The sequence below is a fragment of the Sphingobium sp. genome, assembly GCA_023266575.1.
Classification (GTDB): Bacteria; Pseudomonadota; Alphaproteobacteria; order Sphingomonadales; family Sphingomonadaceae; genus Sphingobium.
Genome location: JAHFPV010000008.1, coordinates 35,186 through 53,159, shown reverse-complemented (window position 1 = coordinate 53,159; position 17,974 = coordinate 35,186). Strand labels below are relative to the sequence as shown.

Below are 17,974 nucleotides of genomic sequence, written 5' to 3'. Positions count from 1 at the left end.
CGGCCTCAGTGATATTGCACGAGCACGTTGAAACTGCCGCGATAGGTGCCAACCGCCTGATTGGCGCGGACCTGCAACGTGCCGAAAATCTGGAACACCGCTTCGCCCCCGTTCAGACGGATAAAGGAATGGGACCGGCTGAGGCTGGCCGCTATCCGGTTGCCGGCTGCATTGGTCAGGTCCACTGACGACCGGTCGAGATCAATCTCTACCCGCTCATTCGGCCGCCCGGAGATGGTGAAGGAGGCCGCGCTGGCGCTGCCCATGCAGACCAGCCCGCTGCTGCACGTACGGCTATTGTCGGCGCGCACCCGCACGACGCCCGGCTGGGCAGGCACCGCCAATTGCCCGAAATTGAGATCGCTGGTCTTGGTGACGCGCAGGCCGCCCAATATGGTCGCGCTGGACCCGCCGGTCGCTGGCGCAGCCTTTGCCATCGGCGCGGTGGCCAATGTCAGTATCATGCTGGCAGCAAGGGCAAGGCGTCGGATCGTCATCCGACCGGCTTTGCCACAACATGGTAAAGCCGGGATTAACGCTGTTTGTCAGCGATCCGGTAAGCTTTGCTGGCGGCTGGTCCACCATAGCCCGCCAAGGCTGATGAGCGCCGCCAGCGACATATAGAGACCGACCAGCCCGACACCCTGCGCGCCGATCAGCCAGGTGGCGACGATCGGGGCTAGCGCGCCGCCGATGATGCCGCCCAGATTGAAGGCGAAGGATGCGCCGGTATAGCGCAGCTGGATCGGGAAGAGGGCGGGCAGATAGGCACCCAGCGGCCCGTAGATGAAGCCCATCATGAAGAGGGCGAGGCTGAGCGCCACGAAGATCGGCAGCAGCGCGCCGGTGCCGATCATCGGACCAAAGACAAGTCCCATCACGACCGTGCCGACACAGCCCCAGGCAAGCGCGGTGGTGGGGCTGGTGCGATCGGCCCACCATCCCGCCAAGATGATACTGGCCGCCATGAACAGGATCGCGCCCAGCTGGATGGCGAGGAAGATTTCCCGGTCGATTTTCAGCGCCGTGGTGCCGTAGCCGAGCGCGAAGGCGGTCGCGATATAATAGACCGCAAAGCAGGCGGCGCAGGCGAAGGTGCCGGCGATCGCCGCGCCCAGATGCGAGGATAGCAGGGTGGCGAGCGGCACGGCGGGCGGCGGCGTTTCTTTCTGGGCTGCGGCAAATTCGGGGGTTTCGGTAAGTTTCAGGCGAACCCACAGCCCCAATATCACCAGCACCGCGCTGCCCAGGAACGGCAGGCGCCAGCCCCAGGCCAGAAAATCCTCTTCGGTCAGCAGCGCGCCCAATATCAGGAACAGGCCGTTGGCGGCTATGAAGCCGACCGGCGCGCCTAGTTGCGGGAACATGCCAAAGCGCGCGCGCCAGCCGGGCGGGGCGTTCTCCACCGCCAGCAGCGCTGCGCCGCCCCATTCGCCGCCCAGCCCGAAACCCTGGCCAAAGCGTAGCACGCACAGGATCAGCGGCGCCCAGTAACCGATCATCGCATAGGTCGGCAGGAATCCGATCAGCAGGGTGCAGCCACCCATCAGCATCAGCGACGCGACCAGCGTGGCCTTGCGTCCGACGCGATCGCCATAATGGCCGAACACCGCCGCACCCACGGGCCGCGCGAAGAAGGCGAGGGCCAGGCTGCCATAGGAAGCCATCAGCTGCGCGGAGGGCGAGGAGGAGGGGAAGAAGAGCGAGGGGAAGATCAGGCTGGCGGCGGTCGCGTAGATGTAGAAGTCGTAAAACTCCACTGCCGTGCCGACCAGGCTGGCGGTCAGCACACGCTTGTGCCGCCACATTTCGCCGATGCCGCTCATTTGCGCCCCCGCACCCGCCATCCTCACGCCCTCCGTTTCTGGTTCAGCAATTCATAGGCCATCACTGCGGTCGCCACCGCCGCGTTCAGGCTGTCGGCCTTGCCCAACATCGGCATCTTGACCAGCAGGTCGCATTCCGCCTCGTACGATTCCGGCAGTCCCTGCGCCTCATTGCCGACCAGCAGGAAGGACGGGCTGGCATAGCGCGGTTCCTGATAATCATGGGTGGCCTTCAGGCTGGTGCCGATCAGTTCGCCCGGACCCTGCCGCAGCCAGTGCATGAACTCGCCCCAGCGCGCCTGGGTGATCGACTGGGTGAACAGCGCGCCCATCGACGCGCGCACCGATTCGACCGAGAAGGGATCGACGCAATCGTCGATCAGGATCAGCCCGCCAGCCCCCACCGCGTCGCCGGTGCGCAATATCGTGCCCAGATTGCCCGGATCGCGCAGCGATTGCGCGACGATCCAGATGTCCGCCGTGTTGCGGTCCAGCTTTTCCAGCGGGGTCAGCCGGTCGCGATAGACGCCGACCACGGCCTGCGCATTATCCTTGCCGCTGATCTTGGAGAGGATGTCGGCGGATGTTTCGATCACATCGCCGCCCGCCGCCTCCATCGCCGCGATCAGGTTGATCGCCAGCGGGTGGGTGGACCCGGCATGGAACAGCATTTCGGGCAGCACTCCTTCCTCGCGCGCTTCGGTCAGGATGCGCAGCCCTTCGGCGAGGAACAGCCCCTCGGCCTTGCGAAATTTCTTTTCACGCAGAGATCGGACGCGCTTCACCAGCGGGTTGGAAAATCCGGTGATTTCGCGTGCCACGTTGCGTCTGTTCCCGATAGGCGGATGAAGCGGCTTCTCTACCGGGCGAATACATAAAAGGACAGGGGGGTTGGAACCGATGGGCTGCCCCATGGATTTGCCGCCCGATCTTGCTTACGGGGGTGAAATGACCACGCCGCATACCAGCCACACCCGCATCGAGGACGGATTCTTCCTTGGCCTCGTCATTCTGGTCAGCATCGCCTTTGCGTTCGTGCTGGAGCCTTTCTTTGCCGCCGTGCTGTGGGGGGTAATCATCGCGGTATTGTTCTGGCCGGTGAACCAGCGGATCGCGGCGCGGATGCCGGGCCATCGCAATAGCGCGGCGCTGCTGACGTTGCTGCTGATCATCGCCATCGTCATCATTCCGGCCATCTTGCTGTCGATCGCGCTGATTCAGGAAGCGGCGCATTTCTACGCGCAGATCCAGTCGGGCAAGATCGATTTCGCCCGCATGTTCGCGCAGATGCAGAACGCCTTGCCCGACTGGGCGCATGGCATGTTGCGGCGCATGGGGTTCAGCAATTTCGACGCTGCCCGCGTCACTGTGACGCAGGGCATCACCAGCAGCTTCCGCACGCTGGCGGGGCAGGCGCTGCTGATCGGGCAGAGCGCATTCAGCTTCATCGTCGCGCTGGGCGTCATGCTCTATCTCGCCTTCTTCCTGCTGCGTGACGGGGAGCGGCTGTCGCAGCGCTTCGCCGATGCCGCCCCCTTGCGCGCGCATCAGCGCGAGGCGCTGCTCCACCGTTTCGTCGTGGTGATCCGTGCTACCGTGAAGGGCAGCCTGGTCGTTGCCATCGTGCAGGGTTTTATCGGCGGGGTCATCTTCTGGATGCTCGGCATACAGGGCGCCTTGCTGTGGGGTGTGCTGATGGGCGCTTTCTCGCTATTGCCCGCTATTGGCGCGGCGCTGGTTTGGGCGCCGGTTGCGCTGTATCTGTTCGCCACAGGCGCAATCTGGCAGGGGGTCGTGCTGGTTGCGGCAGGCGCGCTGATCATCGGATCGGTCGACAATCTGCTGCGTCCGATACTGGTCGGCCGCGAGACACGCATCCCCGACTATGTCGTGCTGATTTCGACGCTGGGGGGGATCGAGATGTTCGGCTTTAACGGCATCGTCATCGGCCCGGTGATCGCGGCACTGTTCATCGCGACGTGGAATATCTTTACGCAGATGCGGCGCGAAGGCGAAGTGGGGAGTTGATGCGCCTTCTACCCGGCGGGGAGAAGGATATGAAGCCTTGCCGAACGCAGTGAGGTTAGGCGCGGGGGTCGCGTGTTTGCGAGAGGACGGCACACCCTCTCCCAGCTTCGACTAGGCAGCAAGCTGCCAAGTCTGCGCAACCTCGGCCAGAGGCACGTGACTCTGGCCGACCCTCGAAGGGAGAGGGGTCATTCCTCCCCGAATTTATCCTCGACCAGGCCGACCAGCTTGCCCAGCGAATCGACCGCTTCCGGGCCGGTCGCCTTGATGGTGATGCTGTCTCCCATTGCCGCGCCCAGCATCATCAGGCCCATGATCGACGTGCCGGTCACGTCGCTGCCATCCTTACTTACGATGATGTCGGCGGGCAGGCCGCTCGCCAGGGTCACGAATTTGGCGCTGGCGCGGGCGTGGAGGCCGCGCTTGTTGCTGATAAGGACTTCCTGGCTGACTTCATTCATGTGGTGCTGCCCAACAGTTCCGACGCGACGCTGATATATTTCTGTCCCGCCTCCCGCGCGGCGGCGACGGCGGCTTTCACGTCCATCACCTTGCGCGCGCTTTCCAGCCGGATCAGCATGGGCAGGTTGATGCCCGCGATCACCTCGATCTCGCCCGCCTTCAGCAGCGAAATCGCCAGATTGGAAGGGGTGCCGCCGAACAGATCGGTCAGCAATATGACACCGCTGCCGTCATTGACGCGGGCAACCGCGGTCGCGATGTCGGCGCGGCGCAATTCCATGTCATCCTCGGGCCCGATGCAGATCGTTTCGATCTGCTGCTGCGGGCCGACGACATGTTCCATCGCGACGACGAATTCGGTCGCAAGCGACCCATGGGTGACGAGTACGAGTCCGATCATGTGCTTTTGCGGCCCACCTGCTTCATGATATTGCTTTCGGGCCTCCCGGTGGGCGCTTCTCCAGACTATCCTGTGGCGCCGATTCCATATTGCGGTGCGAGACCGTGGGCGAAAAGCCCGCATCTTGCAAGTATCTGGCGACACGTTCGGCCACATGAACCGACCGATGCCGTCCCCCGGTGCAGCCAAAGGCTACGGTAATATAGGCTTTCCCCGCTTCCGCGTAGCGCGGCAGGACGATTTTGAGCAGTTCCTCGATTTTCCCGACCGCCTCCTCATAGGCCGGATCGGCGATGATATAGGCGGCGACGTCCGCATCCTGCCCCGTCTTGGCCCGCAACGCCTCGTCCCAATGCGGGTTGCGCAGGAATCGCATGTCGAACATCAGGTCGGCGTTGCGCGGCATCCCGCGCGAAAAGCCGAAGGACAGGATGGTCAGCACCGGGTCCGACAGCCGCTCGCGCGAGAAACGGTCGCGGATTGCCTGTTGCAGCGCGTTGCTTGAGAAATTGGTGGTGTCGATCACTTGGGTCGCCCAGCGGCGCAGCGGTTCGGTCAGTTCGCGTTCGCGCGCAATCCCGTCGGCTGCCGGGCGATCGAGCGCCAGCGGATGCCGCCGCCGCGTCTCGGCAAAGCGGCGCTCCAGTTCGGTGCCGGAGCAATCGAGGAACAGGGTTTCGACATCATGACCATGATTGTCGCGCAGCGCCTTGATCCGCTGGACGATGGCATTGGCGTCGAACCCACGGGTGCGCGCGTCGATGCCCAGCGCCAGCGGTCGGTCGTCTGCGCCCGCATGGCCAGCGGGCAGGGGGGTGTCGAGCAGCCGGTCGAGCAGGACGAGCGGCAGATTGTCCACCACCTCCCAGCCCATATCTTCCAGCGTTTTCAGCGCCGTGGTCTTGCCCGCGCCGGACAGGCCGGACAGGAGGAGGATGGATTTGGGGTGGGATTGGGTCATGGCGTGCCCGATCCCTGACCCAGCGTCCGCAGCGCCAGTTCGACCTTGATCGGCGCGGAGGTTTCGAGCGGCGCGATCTTCACGACGCGCACGTCCATCCCCGCCACCGTGCGCATCAGCGGCTCCAGCGGCATCCGGTCCACCTTGTCGAACAGATCGACCAGCAGCGCGACCGGCACATCGGCGACATGGGGCATCGCCACGATGCCAAGCCCGCGCACCTCCATCTTGCCGACGATCGTCACGGGCGCGGTGGCGACCAGTTGGCCGTCCACCCGCTTGACCAGCGTATAATCATCGCTGATCAGCACCGCCCCCCGATCGATCAGCCGCAGCGCCAGATCGGACTTCCCGATCCCGCTCACCCCGCACAGCAAAACCGCGCGGCCACCAATGGCCACGCTGGTCGCATGAAGCGTCTCGGATGAAAGGGCGCGCGGCATCTCTGTTCCGCTTGTAGAACAGACTGGGGGAAAGTGGGAACGGGTTTTTGGGGTGGTGGCGTGCCAGTGTGGGGCGGGGAGGGGAGCGATCATATGCCTGTTCCGTCATCCCGGCGCACGCCGGGATCCAGGGCGGTTTGCGCGACCCTGGATGCTGACTTTAGCTACGCTGCCCTTCGGGTCGTCAGCATGACGGGGAGGGGTGGTAAGCGGACTTGCGGCTTTAGGAAAACAAATGGTCGTTATGTGCGATCAGTCCGGTTCATTGATCGACGTGCAGCAGTGGGCACAGGAGCTTTGAAAGGGCCATGCTGGGTAAGCGATCGATAGAAAGCGGTCGCCGCAATGCCAGCATCGAAGGCGCGCCACTCCTATGGCGGCAATGATGAAGCCTACCGCGAGAGAAACTGGCACCGCCAAGAAAAACAAAAATCCGAGGTAGGACTGGGCAAAAAAAGACACGACTGCCGCCGCGAACATGATTGCTGGCACATAGGCCAAAAATACCTGCGAAAGCCGCGCGCATCTCCTGATTTGCACTTTGTTGCTCACGATAATCACGTTGGCACTCATCCAGCACAATCCATTATGATGCGATTTCTAGCAGTTAGCCACGCCTTTACGCAATGTCGGCTTTGAAGGAACGCAGGAATTAGGGTAACCGGCAACTAATGGTCGTCACCTGCCAATCACCAACGCCGTCATCCTGACGAAAGTCAGGATCCATTGGCTCTACCTTTGCTCAGAATCACGACCGTTGCGTGAATGGATCCCGGATCAAGTCCGGGATGACGGGGCGTGTGGACCGCCCCGCAAAACAGAAAAAGGGCGGCACCTTTCGGCACCGCCCCATTATCCGCCAGCCCAAAGGCCAGCCAGTCAGCCCCACATAAAGCAGGGCATCCCGATTACTTGAGTTCGACGGTCGCGCCGGCTTCTTCAAGCTGCTTCTTGACCTTCTCGGCCTCTTCCTTGTTCACGCCTTCCTTGATCGCCTTGGGAGCCGACTCAACCAGGGTCTTGGCTTCGGTCAGGCCCAGGCCGGTGATGGCGCGGACTTCCTTGATGACGTTGATCTTCTTGCCACCGTCGCCGGTCAGGATCACGTCGAATTCGGTCTGCTCTTCAGCAGCAGGCGCAGCGGCAGCGGCCGGGCCGGCGACGGCGACGGCGGCAGCGGCGCTAACGCCCCACTTTTCTTCCAGCGCCTTCGACAGGTCGGCGGCTTCGAGGACGGTCAGGGCCGAAAGCTGTTCGACCAGTGCGTTGATGTCTGCCATGATATTTTTCCTTCTAAACGGGGTGAACCCCGCAATATGTTGAAACGATTACAGGAAGTTGGTTGCGACCGATCAGGCCGCTTCCTTCTCCGCATAGGCGTTGAAGACACGAGCGAGCTGCGAAGCCGGCGTCTGGATGACGGTAGCGAGCTTGGTTGCCGGCGCCTGGATGAGGCCGATAATCTTTGCACGCAGTTCGTCCAGCGAGGGCATCGATGCGAGCGCCTTGACGCCCTCTGCATCGAGCAGCACACCGCCCATTGCGCCGCCAACGATCTCAAGCTTGTCGTTGGTCTTGGCGAAATCGATCACCACCTTGGCGGCGGCGACCGGATCGGCCGAGGTGGCCAGCGCAACCGGGCCGGTCAGCATGGAGCTGATCGTTTCGTATTGCGTGTCCTTCAGCGCGATCTTGGCGAGCTTGTTCTTCGTAACCTTGTAGGACGCGCCCGCTTCGCGCATCTTCTGCCGCAGGACTGTCGACTGTGCGACGGTCATGCCCAGGTTGCGTGTGACCACGACAACACCCAGGTCGGCAAAAGTAGCGTTCAGCGTGGTGACGACCTCAGATTTCTGATTACGATCCATGCCATTCTCCACTTCATGTCCACCGGAAAGCCCGATGAACGGCAAAAACCCGCGTGCAAGCACACGGGATGTTAGTCCGAAGGGGAGAGATCGACTGGCCCTTCGTCCGTTTGAAGGAAGGCGGCAGACCCGAAACAGACCGTAAGGACCTGTCCGGTAAAGAACTTTTCCCCGTCTAGGCTGGACATTAAGAGGGGCACATTCCCCTCACCAACTGTCTCGGACGGTGAACCCACAGGGGGTTCGCTGCGGGGCCATTAGCGGGGAAGGGGCGCAATGTCACGCGGAAATTCCTTACACCGTTCACCCTGAGCGAAGTCGAAGGGTTCTGCCGAGCGAAGCGAGGTGCCTTCGCCTCCGCTCAGGTGAAGGCTTCGACTTCGCTCAGCCCGAACGGATGATGCCTTAAACCCTGTCCGCCTGCACCACCGTGTCGAGCGCGCGCAGGGCTGACAATATGCGCATCAGATGCTGGGCGTCGGCGACTTCCAGGTCGATGATGTCGGTGTGGAACGGGCCTTCGCGGTTGACCAGTTGCAGGTTGAGGATGTTCGCCTTGGTCGCGCCGAACACGTTGGTGACCGCCGCCAGCGCGCCCGGCTGGTTCTTGACGATGACCTGCAACCGCGCGGTGCCGCCTTTGGACTTGCTGTCCCAGGACAGGTCGACCCAGTCGTCATCCTGCCCCGCCTCCAGCGTGCGGCAGTCGATCGTGTGGACCTCGATCGGGCCGCCGGTGCGGCGGATGCCGACGATGCGGTCGCCGGGCACGGGATGGCAGCAATCGGAAAGGCTGTAGGCGATGCCCGGCGTCAGCCCGCGAATGGAGATGGGTGCGTGCTGGCGCGGATGGGCTTCCTCCATGCCGGTGCCGGTGGTGGAGCCGGGGACCAGCGCCTCCATGACTTCGGAATCGAGCAGGCGATGGGTGGCGATCGCCACCATCAGCGCCGCGCGATCGTCCAGCTTCAGCCGCTTGAGCGCGGCTTTCAATGCCTTGTCGCCCAGCTCGCTGGCAAGGTCATGGGAGAAGCGGCCGACAATCTCCTCATAAAGTTTCTCGCCCAGCGCGACTTCCTCGCCGCGCTGCTTCTGGCGGATATAGCGGCGGATCGCCGCGCGCGCCTTGCCGGTGATGGCGAAGGTCAGCCAGCCGGGCTGCGGCTCCTGGCCCGCGGATTTGAGGATTTCGACCTGATCGCCATTTTCCAGACTGGTGCGGAGCGGCACGACCCGGCCGTTGACCTTTGCGCCGACCGTCTGGTTGCCGAGCGAGGTATGCACCGCATAGGCGAAATCGACCGGGGTCGATCCCTTGGGCAGCTGGTGCAGTTCGCCCTTGGGGGAGAAAGCGAAGATGCGGTCCTGATACATGGCCATGCGGGTATGTTCGAGCAACTCGTCCGCGTCCTGACTCTGCTCCAATATCTCGACCAGATCGCGCAGCCAGGCGGCATTCTGGTCGGTCGCATCGCCCTTCTGCTTGTAGGCCCAGTGCGCCGCCAGCCCCAGTTCGGCGTCGTTGTGCATGTCGCGACTGCGCAACTGCACCTCGATCCGGGCATTGTCCTGATGGATGACGGTGGTGTGGAGCGAGCGGTAGCCGTTGCGTTTGGGGGTGGAGATATAATCCTTGAACCGGCCCGGCACCATCTTGAACGTCTGGTGGATGACGCCCAGCGCGCGGTAACAATCCGCCGTCGTCTCGGTAATCACGCGGAAGGCCATGACGTCGGTCAGCTGTTCAAAGCTGATATGACGCTCCTGCATCTTCTTCCAGATCGAGAAAGGATGTTTCTCGCGCCCCGACACGGTGACGGGGATGTTCGATCCGCCCAGCAGCAATTGCAGTTCCGCGCCAATCCGGTCGACCTTGTCATGGCCGCCCTCCTTCAGCTGCTCCAGCCGCTTGGTGATGCTGGCATAGGCTTCCGGCTCGATCTCGCGAAAGGCCAGCAGCTGCATTTCGCGCATGAAATCATACATGCCGATCCGCTCGGCGAGCGGCGCATAGATATCCATCGTCTCCTTGGCGATGCGGCGGCGCTTGTCGGGATTTTTGATGAAGTGCAGCGTCCGCATATTGTGCAGCCGGTCGGCGAGCTTGACTAGCAGCACCCGGATATCGTCCGACATGGCGAGCAGGAATTTACGGAGATTTTCCGCGGCCCGCTCATTTTCGGACATGGCCTCGATCTTCGACAGCTTGGTCACGCCGTCGACCATGCGCGCGACATCGGGTCCGAACGCGGCCTCTATCTCTTCATAGGTGACCAGCGTATCCTCGATCGTGTCGTGCAACAGCGCGGTCACGATCGTCTGGTCGTCCAGCCCGAAATCGGTGAGGATGCCCGCCACCTCGATCGGATGACTGAAATAAGGGTCGCCGCTGGCGCGCTTCTGGCTGCCATGCTTCTGGACCGAAAACACATAGGCGCGGTTTATCATCGCTTCATCCGCATTGGGATCATAGCGTTTGACGCGCTCGACAAGTTCATACTGGCGTAACATGGTTTCCCGATTGTGTGGGAAGTGCCTTGCGGCGCAACAAAAAAATCCCATTTGCCCTAAATACACGGCGCTTTTGCAACTGCGCCCGCTTTGGGCTATCTAGTCATGATCATGAAACATAATCTGGCCCAGGATCTCGAACAATGTGCGCTTCCCGCGGCGCTGGAGGCGATGGGGGAACGCTGGTCCTTCCTCATCCTGCGTGGCGCCCTGTCGGGAATCCGCCATTTTGAGGAGTTTCAGTCGACGCTGGGCATCGCCCGCAACATATTGGCGAACCGTCTCTCCCGACTGGTCGAAAATGGCATCATGCTGCGGCAGCCGATGCAGTGCGACAAGCGCAAGGTGGAATATCGCCTGACCGAAAAGGGGCAGGAACTGGCCCCCGTCATGATCGCGCTGCGCCAGTGGGGCGAAAAATGGGGTTGCGGCACCGTGTCCTGCCAGGTGCTGGCCGACCGGCGCGATGGACTGCCGATCCGCAGGGTCACGATCCAGGCGCATGATGGCCGCGTGCTGGAACTGAGCGATCTGGTCTGGCTGTGCCCGGATGAAGTCACGCCGATGGCGGAGGAACCCGCTGCCGCCGCCTGACGGGCGGGCGCAGCAGGGGATAGGCCGCGGCGGCTTCACCCGCCGGCTCAAATCGCCTAGGCTGCCTGTAATGTCTGTTCATCCCTTTCAGCCCCAGCCCTTTTTCGCGGACAAGAATCGCGCTTTCTGGAACCTGCAGTCGCTGGGCTGGGCCGGCGCGTTCCTGCTGCGCGGATCGTCCACCATCGCCAACGGCCAGCCGCTTTCCAGCCTGGTGCCGGTGCTGATTTCCACCGTCACCGGCTATTCGGTGACGCTGCTGATCGCGGTGATGTTCCGCTTCCTGCTCCGGCAAAAGCCGATCATCACCTGGGGCGTGTCGATCGTCACCGTCGTGGCGGCGGCTGCGCTGGTCGCCTTCATCGACGCCTGGGTCTTTTCGACCCAGAATAAGGGCAGCGACACGGCTGGGCTGCAACTGTTTCTTGGCGCGTTCTATTTGTCGATGACGCTGCTGGGCGCATGGTCGGCACTCTATTATGCCATCAACTTCTACCTGACGGTGGAGGAGCAGGCGGACCAGCTGCTCCATCTGGAAAATCAGGCGTCGAGCGCGCAGCTGGCGATGCTGCGCTATCAGCTCAACCCGCATTTCCTGTTCAATACATTGAACTCCATTTCCACACTGGTGCTGCTCAAGCAGACCGATCGGGCGAACGCCATGCTGTCGCGTCTGTCCTCCTTCCTGCGCTACACACTCATCAACGAGCCGACGGCGCAGGTGACGATCGAGCAGGAGATTGAGACGCTCAAACTCTATCTGGAGATTGAGAAGATGCGGTTCGAGGACCGGTTGCGTCCGGTATTCACCATCGACCCGGCGGTCGGGCAGGCGCGGTTGCCATCGCTGCTGCTCCAGCCGCTGGTCGAAAATGCGATCAAATATGCCGTGACCCCCAAGGAGGAAGGCGCGGAAATATCGGTCAGCGCGCAGCCTGCCGGTGAAAATGTGCGGATCGTCGTATCCGACAGCGGGCCGGGATTGAATGAAGGCGGAATGAAGCCACACATTGCCGTCAGCGAAGGGACGGGCGTTGGCCTGCCGAACATCCGCGACCGGCTCATTCAGGCCTTCGGGGAACGACAGAGCTTCGAAACACGTTCAAGTCCCAGTGGTTTTTCGGTGATCATCGAAATTCCGCTACATTTGGAAGATTCATCGAAAGTGGCCGCATGACGATCAGAACAATCCTCGTCGACGACGAAAGCCTGGCGACCCAAGGGCTTATGCTCCGTCTGGAAGCGCATGAGGATGTCGAAATTATCGAGACCTGCAACAATGGGCGCGAAGCGATCCGCGCCATCAAGACGCATAAGCCCGACCTCGTGTTCCTCGATATTCAGATGCCTGGCTTTGACGGTTTTTCCGTCGTGCAGGGGATTATGGAAGTCGAGCCGCCGCTCTTCATCTTCGTCACCGCTTACATGGATCATGCGATTCGCGCGTTCGAGGCGCAGGCGGTCGACTATCTGCTAAAGCCGGTGGAAGAGGGCCGTCTCGCCGATGCGCTCGACCGGGTGCGCTTGCGCCTGTCGGACAAGCGGCAGGTGCAGGAAGCGGAGAAATTGCGCGAAGTGCTGGCTGAGGTTGCACCCCAGGCGATGAGCGATTTCAATGCGGCGGATGAAGAAGGCCCGGCCTCCAACCGTTTCGAAAAGCTCATCAACATCAAGGATCGCGGCCAGATTTTCCGTGTCGATGTCGATTCGATCGAGCGGATCGACGCGGCCGGCGATTATATGTGCATCTACACCGCCGACAATTCGCTGATTCTGCGCGAAACGATGAAGGATCTGGAAAAGCGTCTAGACCCCCGTAATTTCCAGCGCGTCCATCGCTCCACCATCGTCAATTTGAGCCAGGTCAAGCAGGTCAAGCCCCACACCAACGGCGAATGTTTCCTGGTGCTGGAATCGGGCGCGCAGGTGAAGGTCAGCCGCTCCTACCGCGATGTTGTGGCGCGGTTTGTTCATTGATTTCTACGCCGCTTGAAATTGCGGCAACGCTCAAAGTCCGTTCGGGCTGAGCTTGTCGAAGCCTTGTCCTTCTCTTCAAGAAGTGCAGCCCTTCGACAGGCTCAGGGCTAACGGTGGAGAGACTGTGCAATACAGGCTGATTCCCAGCGCAAAGCGCTAGCGAAACACCCATTGCCGGTTCAGCCCGAACATCACCGCGGGCGTCACGAAGATCATCGCCGGGATCGGCGACCATTCGGGCCAGCCCATATGGGTCACGCACAGCCACACCCACAGGGCGTTGAGCGCATAACTGACCAGTGAGACCGCAACGAAGCGGAAGCCGCGCGCTGCCGCCTTGTCGCGGGTGCCATGGCCGCGGAAGGTGAAGGCGCTATGGCTGACATAGCCGATGACCACCGCCGCGCCATAGCCGATCAGATTGGCCAGTTGCGGATGCAGCCCGGCCAGCGCCGCAAGGCTCCAGTAGATGCTCGCCTGACACGCCGTCACGAACAGGCCGGTCACGCCATAGCGGACGATTTGCCAGAAGAGTGCGCGATGTTGCGGTGAAAGTCGGTTGATGATGGCCATGGTCCCCGTTGCGCTTTGCCACGGCTCGTTTAGGGGGCAAGGATGAGCTTGAAAAGCGCCGATGCCCTGCGCGCGCGGGTGACCCATATCCTGCCCCCCTTGCTGGCGTGGAGCGCGCGGCACTGGAAGTGGCTCACGTTCATGATCTGGATCGTCATTGCGGTCGCCATGGTCACGACTCGCTGGCCCGCGATCCACTGGCTGGTGCTGAGCGATACCGACGACAATATCCGCTATGTGCAGGTGAAGGACTGGCTGGCGGGCCAAGGCTGGTATGATTTGCGCCAGTATCGGCTCGATCCGCCGGGCGGCGCGAATATCCACTGGTCGCGGCTGGTTGATATCCCGATCGCCGGACTGATCCTCTTCTTCCGCGCCTTTGTCGATCAGGGACTGGCGGATCGGCTGGCCTGCGGCATCGCGCCGCTGCTCCCGCTGTTGCTGCTGATGCTCAGCCTTGGCTTTATCGGGCGGCGGCTGGCCGGGCCGCATGGCTGGCTGCTGGCGGCGCTCGCCCCGCTCGCCGCGCAGATGGGGCTGGGCATGTATGCGCCGATGCGGATCGACCATCATGGCTGGCAATTGGCGCTGGCGGTGACGATGCTGGCAGGGGTGATCGACACCAACCGGCTGCGCGGCGGGGTGATGGCCGGGGTCAGCAGCGCGCTGTCGATCGCGATCGGCATGGAGATGATCGTCTATCTGGCGGCGGGTGGCGGCCTGATCGCGCTGCGCTGGGTGTTCCGCGAAGGGGCGGAGCGGCGGATGCTGCCCTATGCGCTGAGTTTGGGCGGCGCGACCTCGCTCTGCTATTTGCTGTTCGCCAGCTACGCCAATCGCGAGATGGTATGCGATGCGATTTCGCCGATCTGGGTGGCAGTGTTCGGCGCGGCGTCGGCCGGTATGGTGCTGCTCTCGCTGGCCCCGTTACGCGGCTGGGCGATGCGGCTGGCGGCGGGCCTCATCGTCGGCGGCGCGATCGCGCTATTCTTCTGGCTGAACTGGCCGCAATGCCTCAGCCCCTATCAGATTTCGCCTGAACTCGAACGGCTCTGGCTTGCCAATATTCGCGAGGCCAAGCCGATCACCGCGCAGGCGCAAAGCCTGGTCGTGCCGCTGCTGGCGATTCCGGTTGCGGGGCTGATCGGCCTGCTCTGGGCCTTGTGGGATGCGCGGCGTGACGCTGAGCGGCTTTGGGCCTGGGCGACCGTTGGCCTCATGATGCTGTTTTCCACGGCCCTGCTGTTCTGGCAGCTGCGCGCGGGGCCTGCGGCGCAGTTGCTGGCGATCCCGCCCGCTGCCTGGGCCGCGCACCGGCTGATCGGCGCGATCTTTACCGGCACGCGCCAGGTGCGAATCGCCGCGGGGGCAGGGGTGGCGCTGCTGGCGGCGATTGCCTGCGCCTATCCGCTCTATCCGCAAATCATGAGTGGGTGGGCGCAGCTGACCGGCAACAAGCCCAGGCCCTGGCGTCCGTCCGCCATCGCCCGCAATGATGCGATCAAAAAGGCCAATGGCCGGTGCCGTACACTGCCCGCGCTCGAAGTGCTGGACCAGCTGCCACCCGCCACCATCTTCACCATGGTCGATCTCGGCCCCCGCCTGATCGCCACCACCCATCATAGCGCGCTGGCCGGTCCCTATCATCGCAACGGCGCGACCATTCTGGACATCCACCACGCCTATGACGGCCCGGCCGATGCCTTCCGCGGAATCGCGGCGCGGCATCATGCCACTTATCTGCTCGTTTGCCCCAATTTCCCCGAAGGCACGATCTACCAGTCACGCAGCCCGCGCGGTTTCTATGCGGATCTGATGCGGGGTAAAATTCCGGGCTGGCTGGTGCCGGTGACGCTCAACAGTGGCATGACTTTGCCCTATCAACTCTACCGGATAAATTATTCAGCGCCGGGCGGCGAAAAAATCGCGCAGCAACGCTGAGGCTTCGGCTTCGGCGAGGCCGCCATAGACTTCCGGCCGGTGCAGGCATTGCGGCTGGGCGAACAGGCGCGGTCCCTGTTCGATAGCCCCGCCCTTGGGATCGCCCACGCCATAATAAAGGCGCGCGATCCGGGCGTGGGAAATGGCGCCCGCGCACATCGGGCAGGGTTCCAGAGTCACCCACAGGTCGCAGCCGGTCAGGCGAAAGTCACCCAGATGGATCGCCGCCGCGCGCATCGCGACGATTTCGGCATGGGCGGTGGGATCATGGTCGCGGCGGTTGCGATTCTCGCCCTCGCCGATGATGACGCCATCCTTCGTCACGACTGCGCCGATCGGCACCTCGCCCGCCGCCTCCGCCGCGCGGGCCAGCGCCAGCGCGCGGCGCATAGGGTCGGGCAAGGGAAAGGGCGAGGACATGACATCCCCGCCCTTACAGCATCTTGCCCTTCATGCGAACTCAGGGCTTCTTGACGTCGACCGTCGGTACTTCGACCGTCTCGTTGCGGGTGCCGACCTCGACCTTGGCGACATTGGCTTCATATTTGGGCAGCGCGCCATGTTTGACCGCGATTTCGGGCAGGCGTCCGTCCTGCGTTTTTTGCAGGTCGATGAAGCCGGTGGCGATGCCGCCAGCCAGCACGAGCAAGATGATGATCAAAAGCCCACCAATGAATCGCATTTCAACCTCCCATATGTTACGGGGCCACAACGCTTCGCCGTGCAAAAGGGTTGCGACCGGCCGTGCGGCGGGTTGACGGCCAGCGGGAATCCCGTTATCGGCGCGGCTTTCCGAACGAACCCGAACTACAAGGTTTATTGATTATGTCGCGCATTTGCGAGCTGACCGGCAAGGGTCGCCAGGTGGGTCACAATGTTTCCCACGCCAATAACAAGACCAAGCGGGTGTTCCTGCCCAACCTCCAGAATGTTTCGCTGATCTCCGAAACGCTGGAAGCCAGCTTCAAACTGCGCGTATCGACCCATGGTCTGCGCTCGGTCGAACATAATGGCGGCCTGGACAATTGGCTGGTCAAGACCAGCGACGACAAGCTGTCGCTCAAGGCCCGTCGCCTGAAGCGCGACATCGTCAAGAAGCAGGCTGCCGCAGCCGCCTGATTTTCTCGATTCGTTTCGGCATAAGAAGCGGCCCCGCAACGGGCCGCTTTTTTGCGTTGCGCACCCCTCCCGCAAGCGGGAGGGGCAGCGAGACTTGGGCGCGTAGCGCCTTAGTCGCAGCGGGGTGGGCCAACGCCACGCGCGCAAGCCCACCCCCTAGCCCCCTCCCGTAGACGGGAGGGGGAACAAAGCTCAATCCAGCCCGAACTTCAGCAACAAGGTCCGCTGGAAAAACTCGTGATTGTCGTCGGACACGACCCACAGGATCGTCCGTCCGCCTTCCCGGCTCACCGCCAGCCCCTCGAAATTATCGGCCAGCAGCGGCGGGGCGAGGCGGGCGAGGGTGCGGGCTTTCAGCTCCATGCCCGGTTCCAGCCGTTCAGGCAGATCGACGATCGCGATCGTGGCGGTGAACAATTCCTGCAATGTCAGGCGGCGGTTGAGGACCAGCAGATGGCGTGCATCCAGCGCCACCGCATCGGTCGGGCGATAGCCCTGGGGCGGGCTGTAGCGCAGATGGATCGGGTCGGCGGTATCGCGCTCGGCGGGATCTCCCGGAAACAGCAGCATGTCATGCCGGCCGTCGGGCGTCATCCCCATCTCGCCAATCGCCATGAAGCGGCCATCGGGCAGGCGGGCTAGCGATTCGATCGATCCGGTCGGGTGCCATGCCATGATCTGTGGCCAGGTCCGGCACGCCTCCACCCGTGCAAAACCGGGCGCATAGCGGCAGATCGCCTGTTGCAGCTCGAACCCCACCCAATAGCGGTCGGTCAGCGGATCATGGGTCAGCGATTCTGAATCCCATGCCCACCAGGGACGATCGCGGTCCTGCGGCCGGATGGGCAGGGGGGCGATGAAGGGGCGGCGGCGTGCCTCTCCCGGCCCGACATGCAGCCCCATCAATATGCCGGAATCACTCAGTGCCAGTACATCGCCCGGCGGCGATACGAGCAGCGCTGAGATGCCGCCAAAGCCCGGATTGGCGCTGCGCAATTCCCACCCGCCCAGATAGTCGAGCGCCCCCACCCGCCGCAGCGCCGGATCGCTCGCGCTGAGTGGCAGCGCGCGTGCGGTGACCAGCAAAGCGCCGGGCTGCACCGTAGCGGGCTTGCTGTTGTGCGGGGCTGGCAGCAGCAGGATGGCAAGCGCCAGGACGATCAGGATTCGCGACATTCCCTCCGCCATAGGATAATATCAGGCAGGGCGCAGCAAGGCGTTGCTAGCTTGGAAATGCGCCTTCGGCGCATCCGCACCGGCCCTCACCCCCA

The 17,974-nt window shown here is 62.8% G+C and carries 21 protein-coding genes; 6 read left to right on the top strand and 15 right to left on the bottom strand.

All coding sequences use genetic code 11. From position 1 onward, the window contains the following. Window positions 1–5: 5 nt before the first annotated feature. From Q0D44_RS09635 to Q0D44_RS09625, 3 genes are read right to left on the bottom strand one after another with little or no spacing between them, the layout of a single operon-like run. Window positions 6–497 carry a DUF4402 domain-containing protein gene (locus Q0D44_RS09635; protein ID WP_294135883.1) on the bottom strand — a complete coding sequence of 164 codons (492 nt, stop codon included), beginning with the start codon at window positions 495–497 and terminating at the stop codon, window positions 6–8. Window positions 498–545: 48 nt separating this feature from the next. Continuing rightward, entirely contained in the window at window positions 546–1,826 is a 1,281-nt protein-coding gene (locus Q0D44_RS09630; RefSeq protein ID WP_294135880.1) for an MFS transporter, read from the bottom strand. A gap of 23 nt (window positions 1,827–1,849) precedes the next feature. After that, entirely contained in the window at window positions 1,850–2,647 is a 798-nt protein-coding gene (locus Q0D44_RS09625; protein WP_294135877.1) for an RNA methyltransferase, read from the bottom strand. Window positions 2,648–2,774: 127 nt separating this feature from the next. On the opposite strand from Q0D44_RS09625, the gene Q0D44_RS09620 reads away from it, so the two are divergent. Then, a complete protein-coding gene (locus tag Q0D44_RS09620) occupies window positions 2,775–3,854 on the top strand; it encodes an AI-2E family transporter (RefSeq protein WP_294136177.1) in 1,080 nt (359 codons plus the stop codon). Between the two features lie 188 nt (window positions 3,855–4,042). On the opposite strand, the gene Q0D44_RS09615 is transcribed toward Q0D44_RS09620, so the two are convergent. The 8 genes from Q0D44_RS09615 to Q0D44_RS09580 form a co-directional block, all read right to left on the bottom strand. Beyond that, window positions 4,043–4,315 (bottom strand): HPr family phosphocarrier protein, encoded by a 273-nt coding sequence (locus Q0D44_RS09615; protein WP_294135874.1) that lies wholly within the window; start codon window positions 4,313–4,315, stop codon window positions 4,043–4,045. Next, window positions 4,312–4,716 (bottom strand): PTS sugar transporter subunit IIA, encoded by a 405-nt coding sequence (locus Q0D44_RS09610; protein ID WP_119747856.1) that lies wholly within the window; start codon window positions 4,714–4,716, stop codon window positions 4,312–4,314. The genes Q0D44_RS09615 and Q0D44_RS09610 overlap by 4 nt, the downstream gene beginning before the upstream one ends. A 22-nt stretch (window positions 4,717–4,738) precedes the next feature. Beyond that, complete coding sequence (rapZ, locus tag Q0D44_RS09605; protein ID WP_294135861.1) at window positions 4,739–5,677, bottom strand: RNase adapter RapZ; 939 nt, start codon at window positions 5,675–5,677, stop codon at window positions 4,739–4,741. Continuing rightward, a complete protein-coding gene (locus Q0D44_RS09600; RefSeq protein WP_294135859.1) occupies window positions 5,674–6,120 on the bottom strand; it encodes an HPr kinase/phosphatase C-terminal domain-containing protein in 447 nt (148 codons plus the stop codon). The genes rapZ and Q0D44_RS09600 overlap by 4 nt, the downstream gene beginning before the upstream one ends. A 252-nt stretch (window positions 6,121–6,372) precedes the next feature. After that, window positions 6,373–6,693 carry a hypothetical protein gene (locus Q0D44_RS09595; RefSeq protein ID WP_294135856.1) on the bottom strand — a complete coding sequence of 107 codons (321 nt, stop codon included), beginning with the start codon at window positions 6,691–6,693 and terminating at the stop codon, window positions 6,373–6,375. 335 nt (window positions 6,694–7,028) lie between these two features. Beyond that, on the bottom strand, window positions 7,029–7,400 hold the full coding sequence (gene rplL / locus Q0D44_RS09590) for a 50S ribosomal protein L7/L12 (RefSeq protein WP_006956160.1): 372 nt from the start codon (window positions 7,398–7,400) through the stop codon (window positions 7,029–7,031). A 72-nt stretch (window positions 7,401–7,472) separates the two neighbouring features. Further along, the gene (gene rplJ, locus Q0D44_RS09585; RefSeq protein WP_006956162.1) at window positions 7,473–7,988 is read right to left on the bottom strand and encodes a 50S ribosomal protein L10; all 516 of its coding nucleotides are present in this window, start codon (window positions 7,986–7,988) and stop codon (window positions 7,473–7,475) included. A gap of 405 nt (window positions 7,989–8,393) precedes the next feature. Next, window positions 8,394–10,499 (bottom strand): bifunctional (p)ppGpp synthetase/guanosine-3',5'-bis(diphosphate) 3'-pyrophosphohydrolase, encoded by a 2,106-nt coding sequence (locus tag Q0D44_RS09580; protein ID WP_119747864.1) that lies wholly within the window; start codon window positions 10,497–10,499, stop codon window positions 8,394–8,396. 111 nt (window positions 10,500–10,610) lie between these two features. Here Q0D44_RS09580 and Q0D44_RS09575 point away from each other — a divergent pair, with 111 nt between their 5' ends. The 3 genes from Q0D44_RS09575 to Q0D44_RS09565 all read left to right on the top strand — a co-directional run bounded on the left by Q0D44_RS09575 (window position 10,611) and on the right by Q0D44_RS09565 (window position 13,070). Next, window positions 10,611–11,093 carry a helix-turn-helix domain-containing protein gene (locus tag Q0D44_RS09575; RefSeq protein WP_217673695.1) on the top strand — a complete coding sequence of 161 codons (483 nt, stop codon included), beginning with the start codon at window positions 10,611–10,613 and terminating at the stop codon, window positions 11,091–11,093. A gap of 70 nt (window positions 11,094–11,163) precedes the next feature. After that, a complete protein-coding gene (locus Q0D44_RS09570; RefSeq protein ID WP_294135843.1) occupies window positions 11,164–12,270 on the top strand; it encodes a histidine kinase in 1,107 nt (368 codons plus the stop codon). Next, window positions 12,267–13,070 (top strand): LytTR family DNA-binding domain-containing protein, encoded by an 804-nt coding sequence (locus tag Q0D44_RS09565; RefSeq protein WP_006956171.1) that lies wholly within the window; start codon window positions 12,267–12,269, stop codon window positions 13,068–13,070. The genes Q0D44_RS09570 and Q0D44_RS09565 overlap by 4 nt, the downstream gene beginning before the upstream one ends. 156 nt (window positions 13,071–13,226) lie before the next feature. Here the strand turns inward: Q0D44_RS09565 and Q0D44_RS09560 are convergent, their stop codons facing one another. Beyond that, a complete protein-coding gene (locus Q0D44_RS09560) occupies window positions 13,227–13,643 on the bottom strand; it encodes a GtrA family protein (RefSeq protein ID WP_294135840.1) in 417 nt (138 codons plus the stop codon). A gap of 42 nt (window positions 13,644–13,685) precedes the next feature. Here Q0D44_RS09560 and Q0D44_RS09555 point away from each other — a divergent pair, with 42 nt between their 5' ends. After that, window positions 13,686–15,584 (top strand): hypothetical protein, encoded by a 1,899-nt coding sequence (locus Q0D44_RS09555; RefSeq protein ID WP_294135837.1) that lies wholly within the window; start codon window positions 13,686–13,688, stop codon window positions 15,582–15,584. Here Q0D44_RS09555 and Q0D44_RS09550 read toward each other — a convergent pair. Beyond that, the gene (locus Q0D44_RS09550) at window positions 15,546–16,004 is read right to left on the bottom strand and encodes a nucleoside deaminase (RefSeq protein WP_119747876.1); all 459 of its coding nucleotides are present in this window, start codon (window positions 16,002–16,004) and stop codon (window positions 15,546–15,548) included. The two genes, Q0D44_RS09555 and Q0D44_RS09550, sit on opposite strands and share 39 nt — an antisense overlap. A gap of 40 nt (window positions 16,005–16,044) precedes the next feature. Beyond that, window positions 16,045–16,266, bottom strand: a complete 222-nt coding sequence (locus Q0D44_RS09545) for a hypothetical protein (protein WP_294135828.1) — start codon at window positions 16,264–16,266, stop codon at window positions 16,045–16,047. Between the two features lie 143 nt (window positions 16,267–16,409). Here Q0D44_RS09545 and rpmB point away from each other — a divergent pair, with 143 nt between their 5' ends. Further along, entirely contained in the window at window positions 16,410–16,703 is a 294-nt protein-coding gene (gene rpmB / locus Q0D44_RS09540) for a 50S ribosomal protein L28 (RefSeq protein ID WP_119747881.1), read from the top strand. A gap of 192 nt (window positions 16,704–16,895) precedes the next feature. Here rpmB and Q0D44_RS09535 read toward each other — a convergent pair whose 3' ends face one another. Beyond that, window positions 16,896–17,879, bottom strand: a complete 984-nt coding sequence (locus Q0D44_RS09535; protein ID WP_294135822.1) for an esterase-like activity of phytase family protein — start codon at window positions 17,877–17,879, stop codon at window positions 16,896–16,898. Window positions 17,880–17,974: the final 95 nt, after the last annotated feature.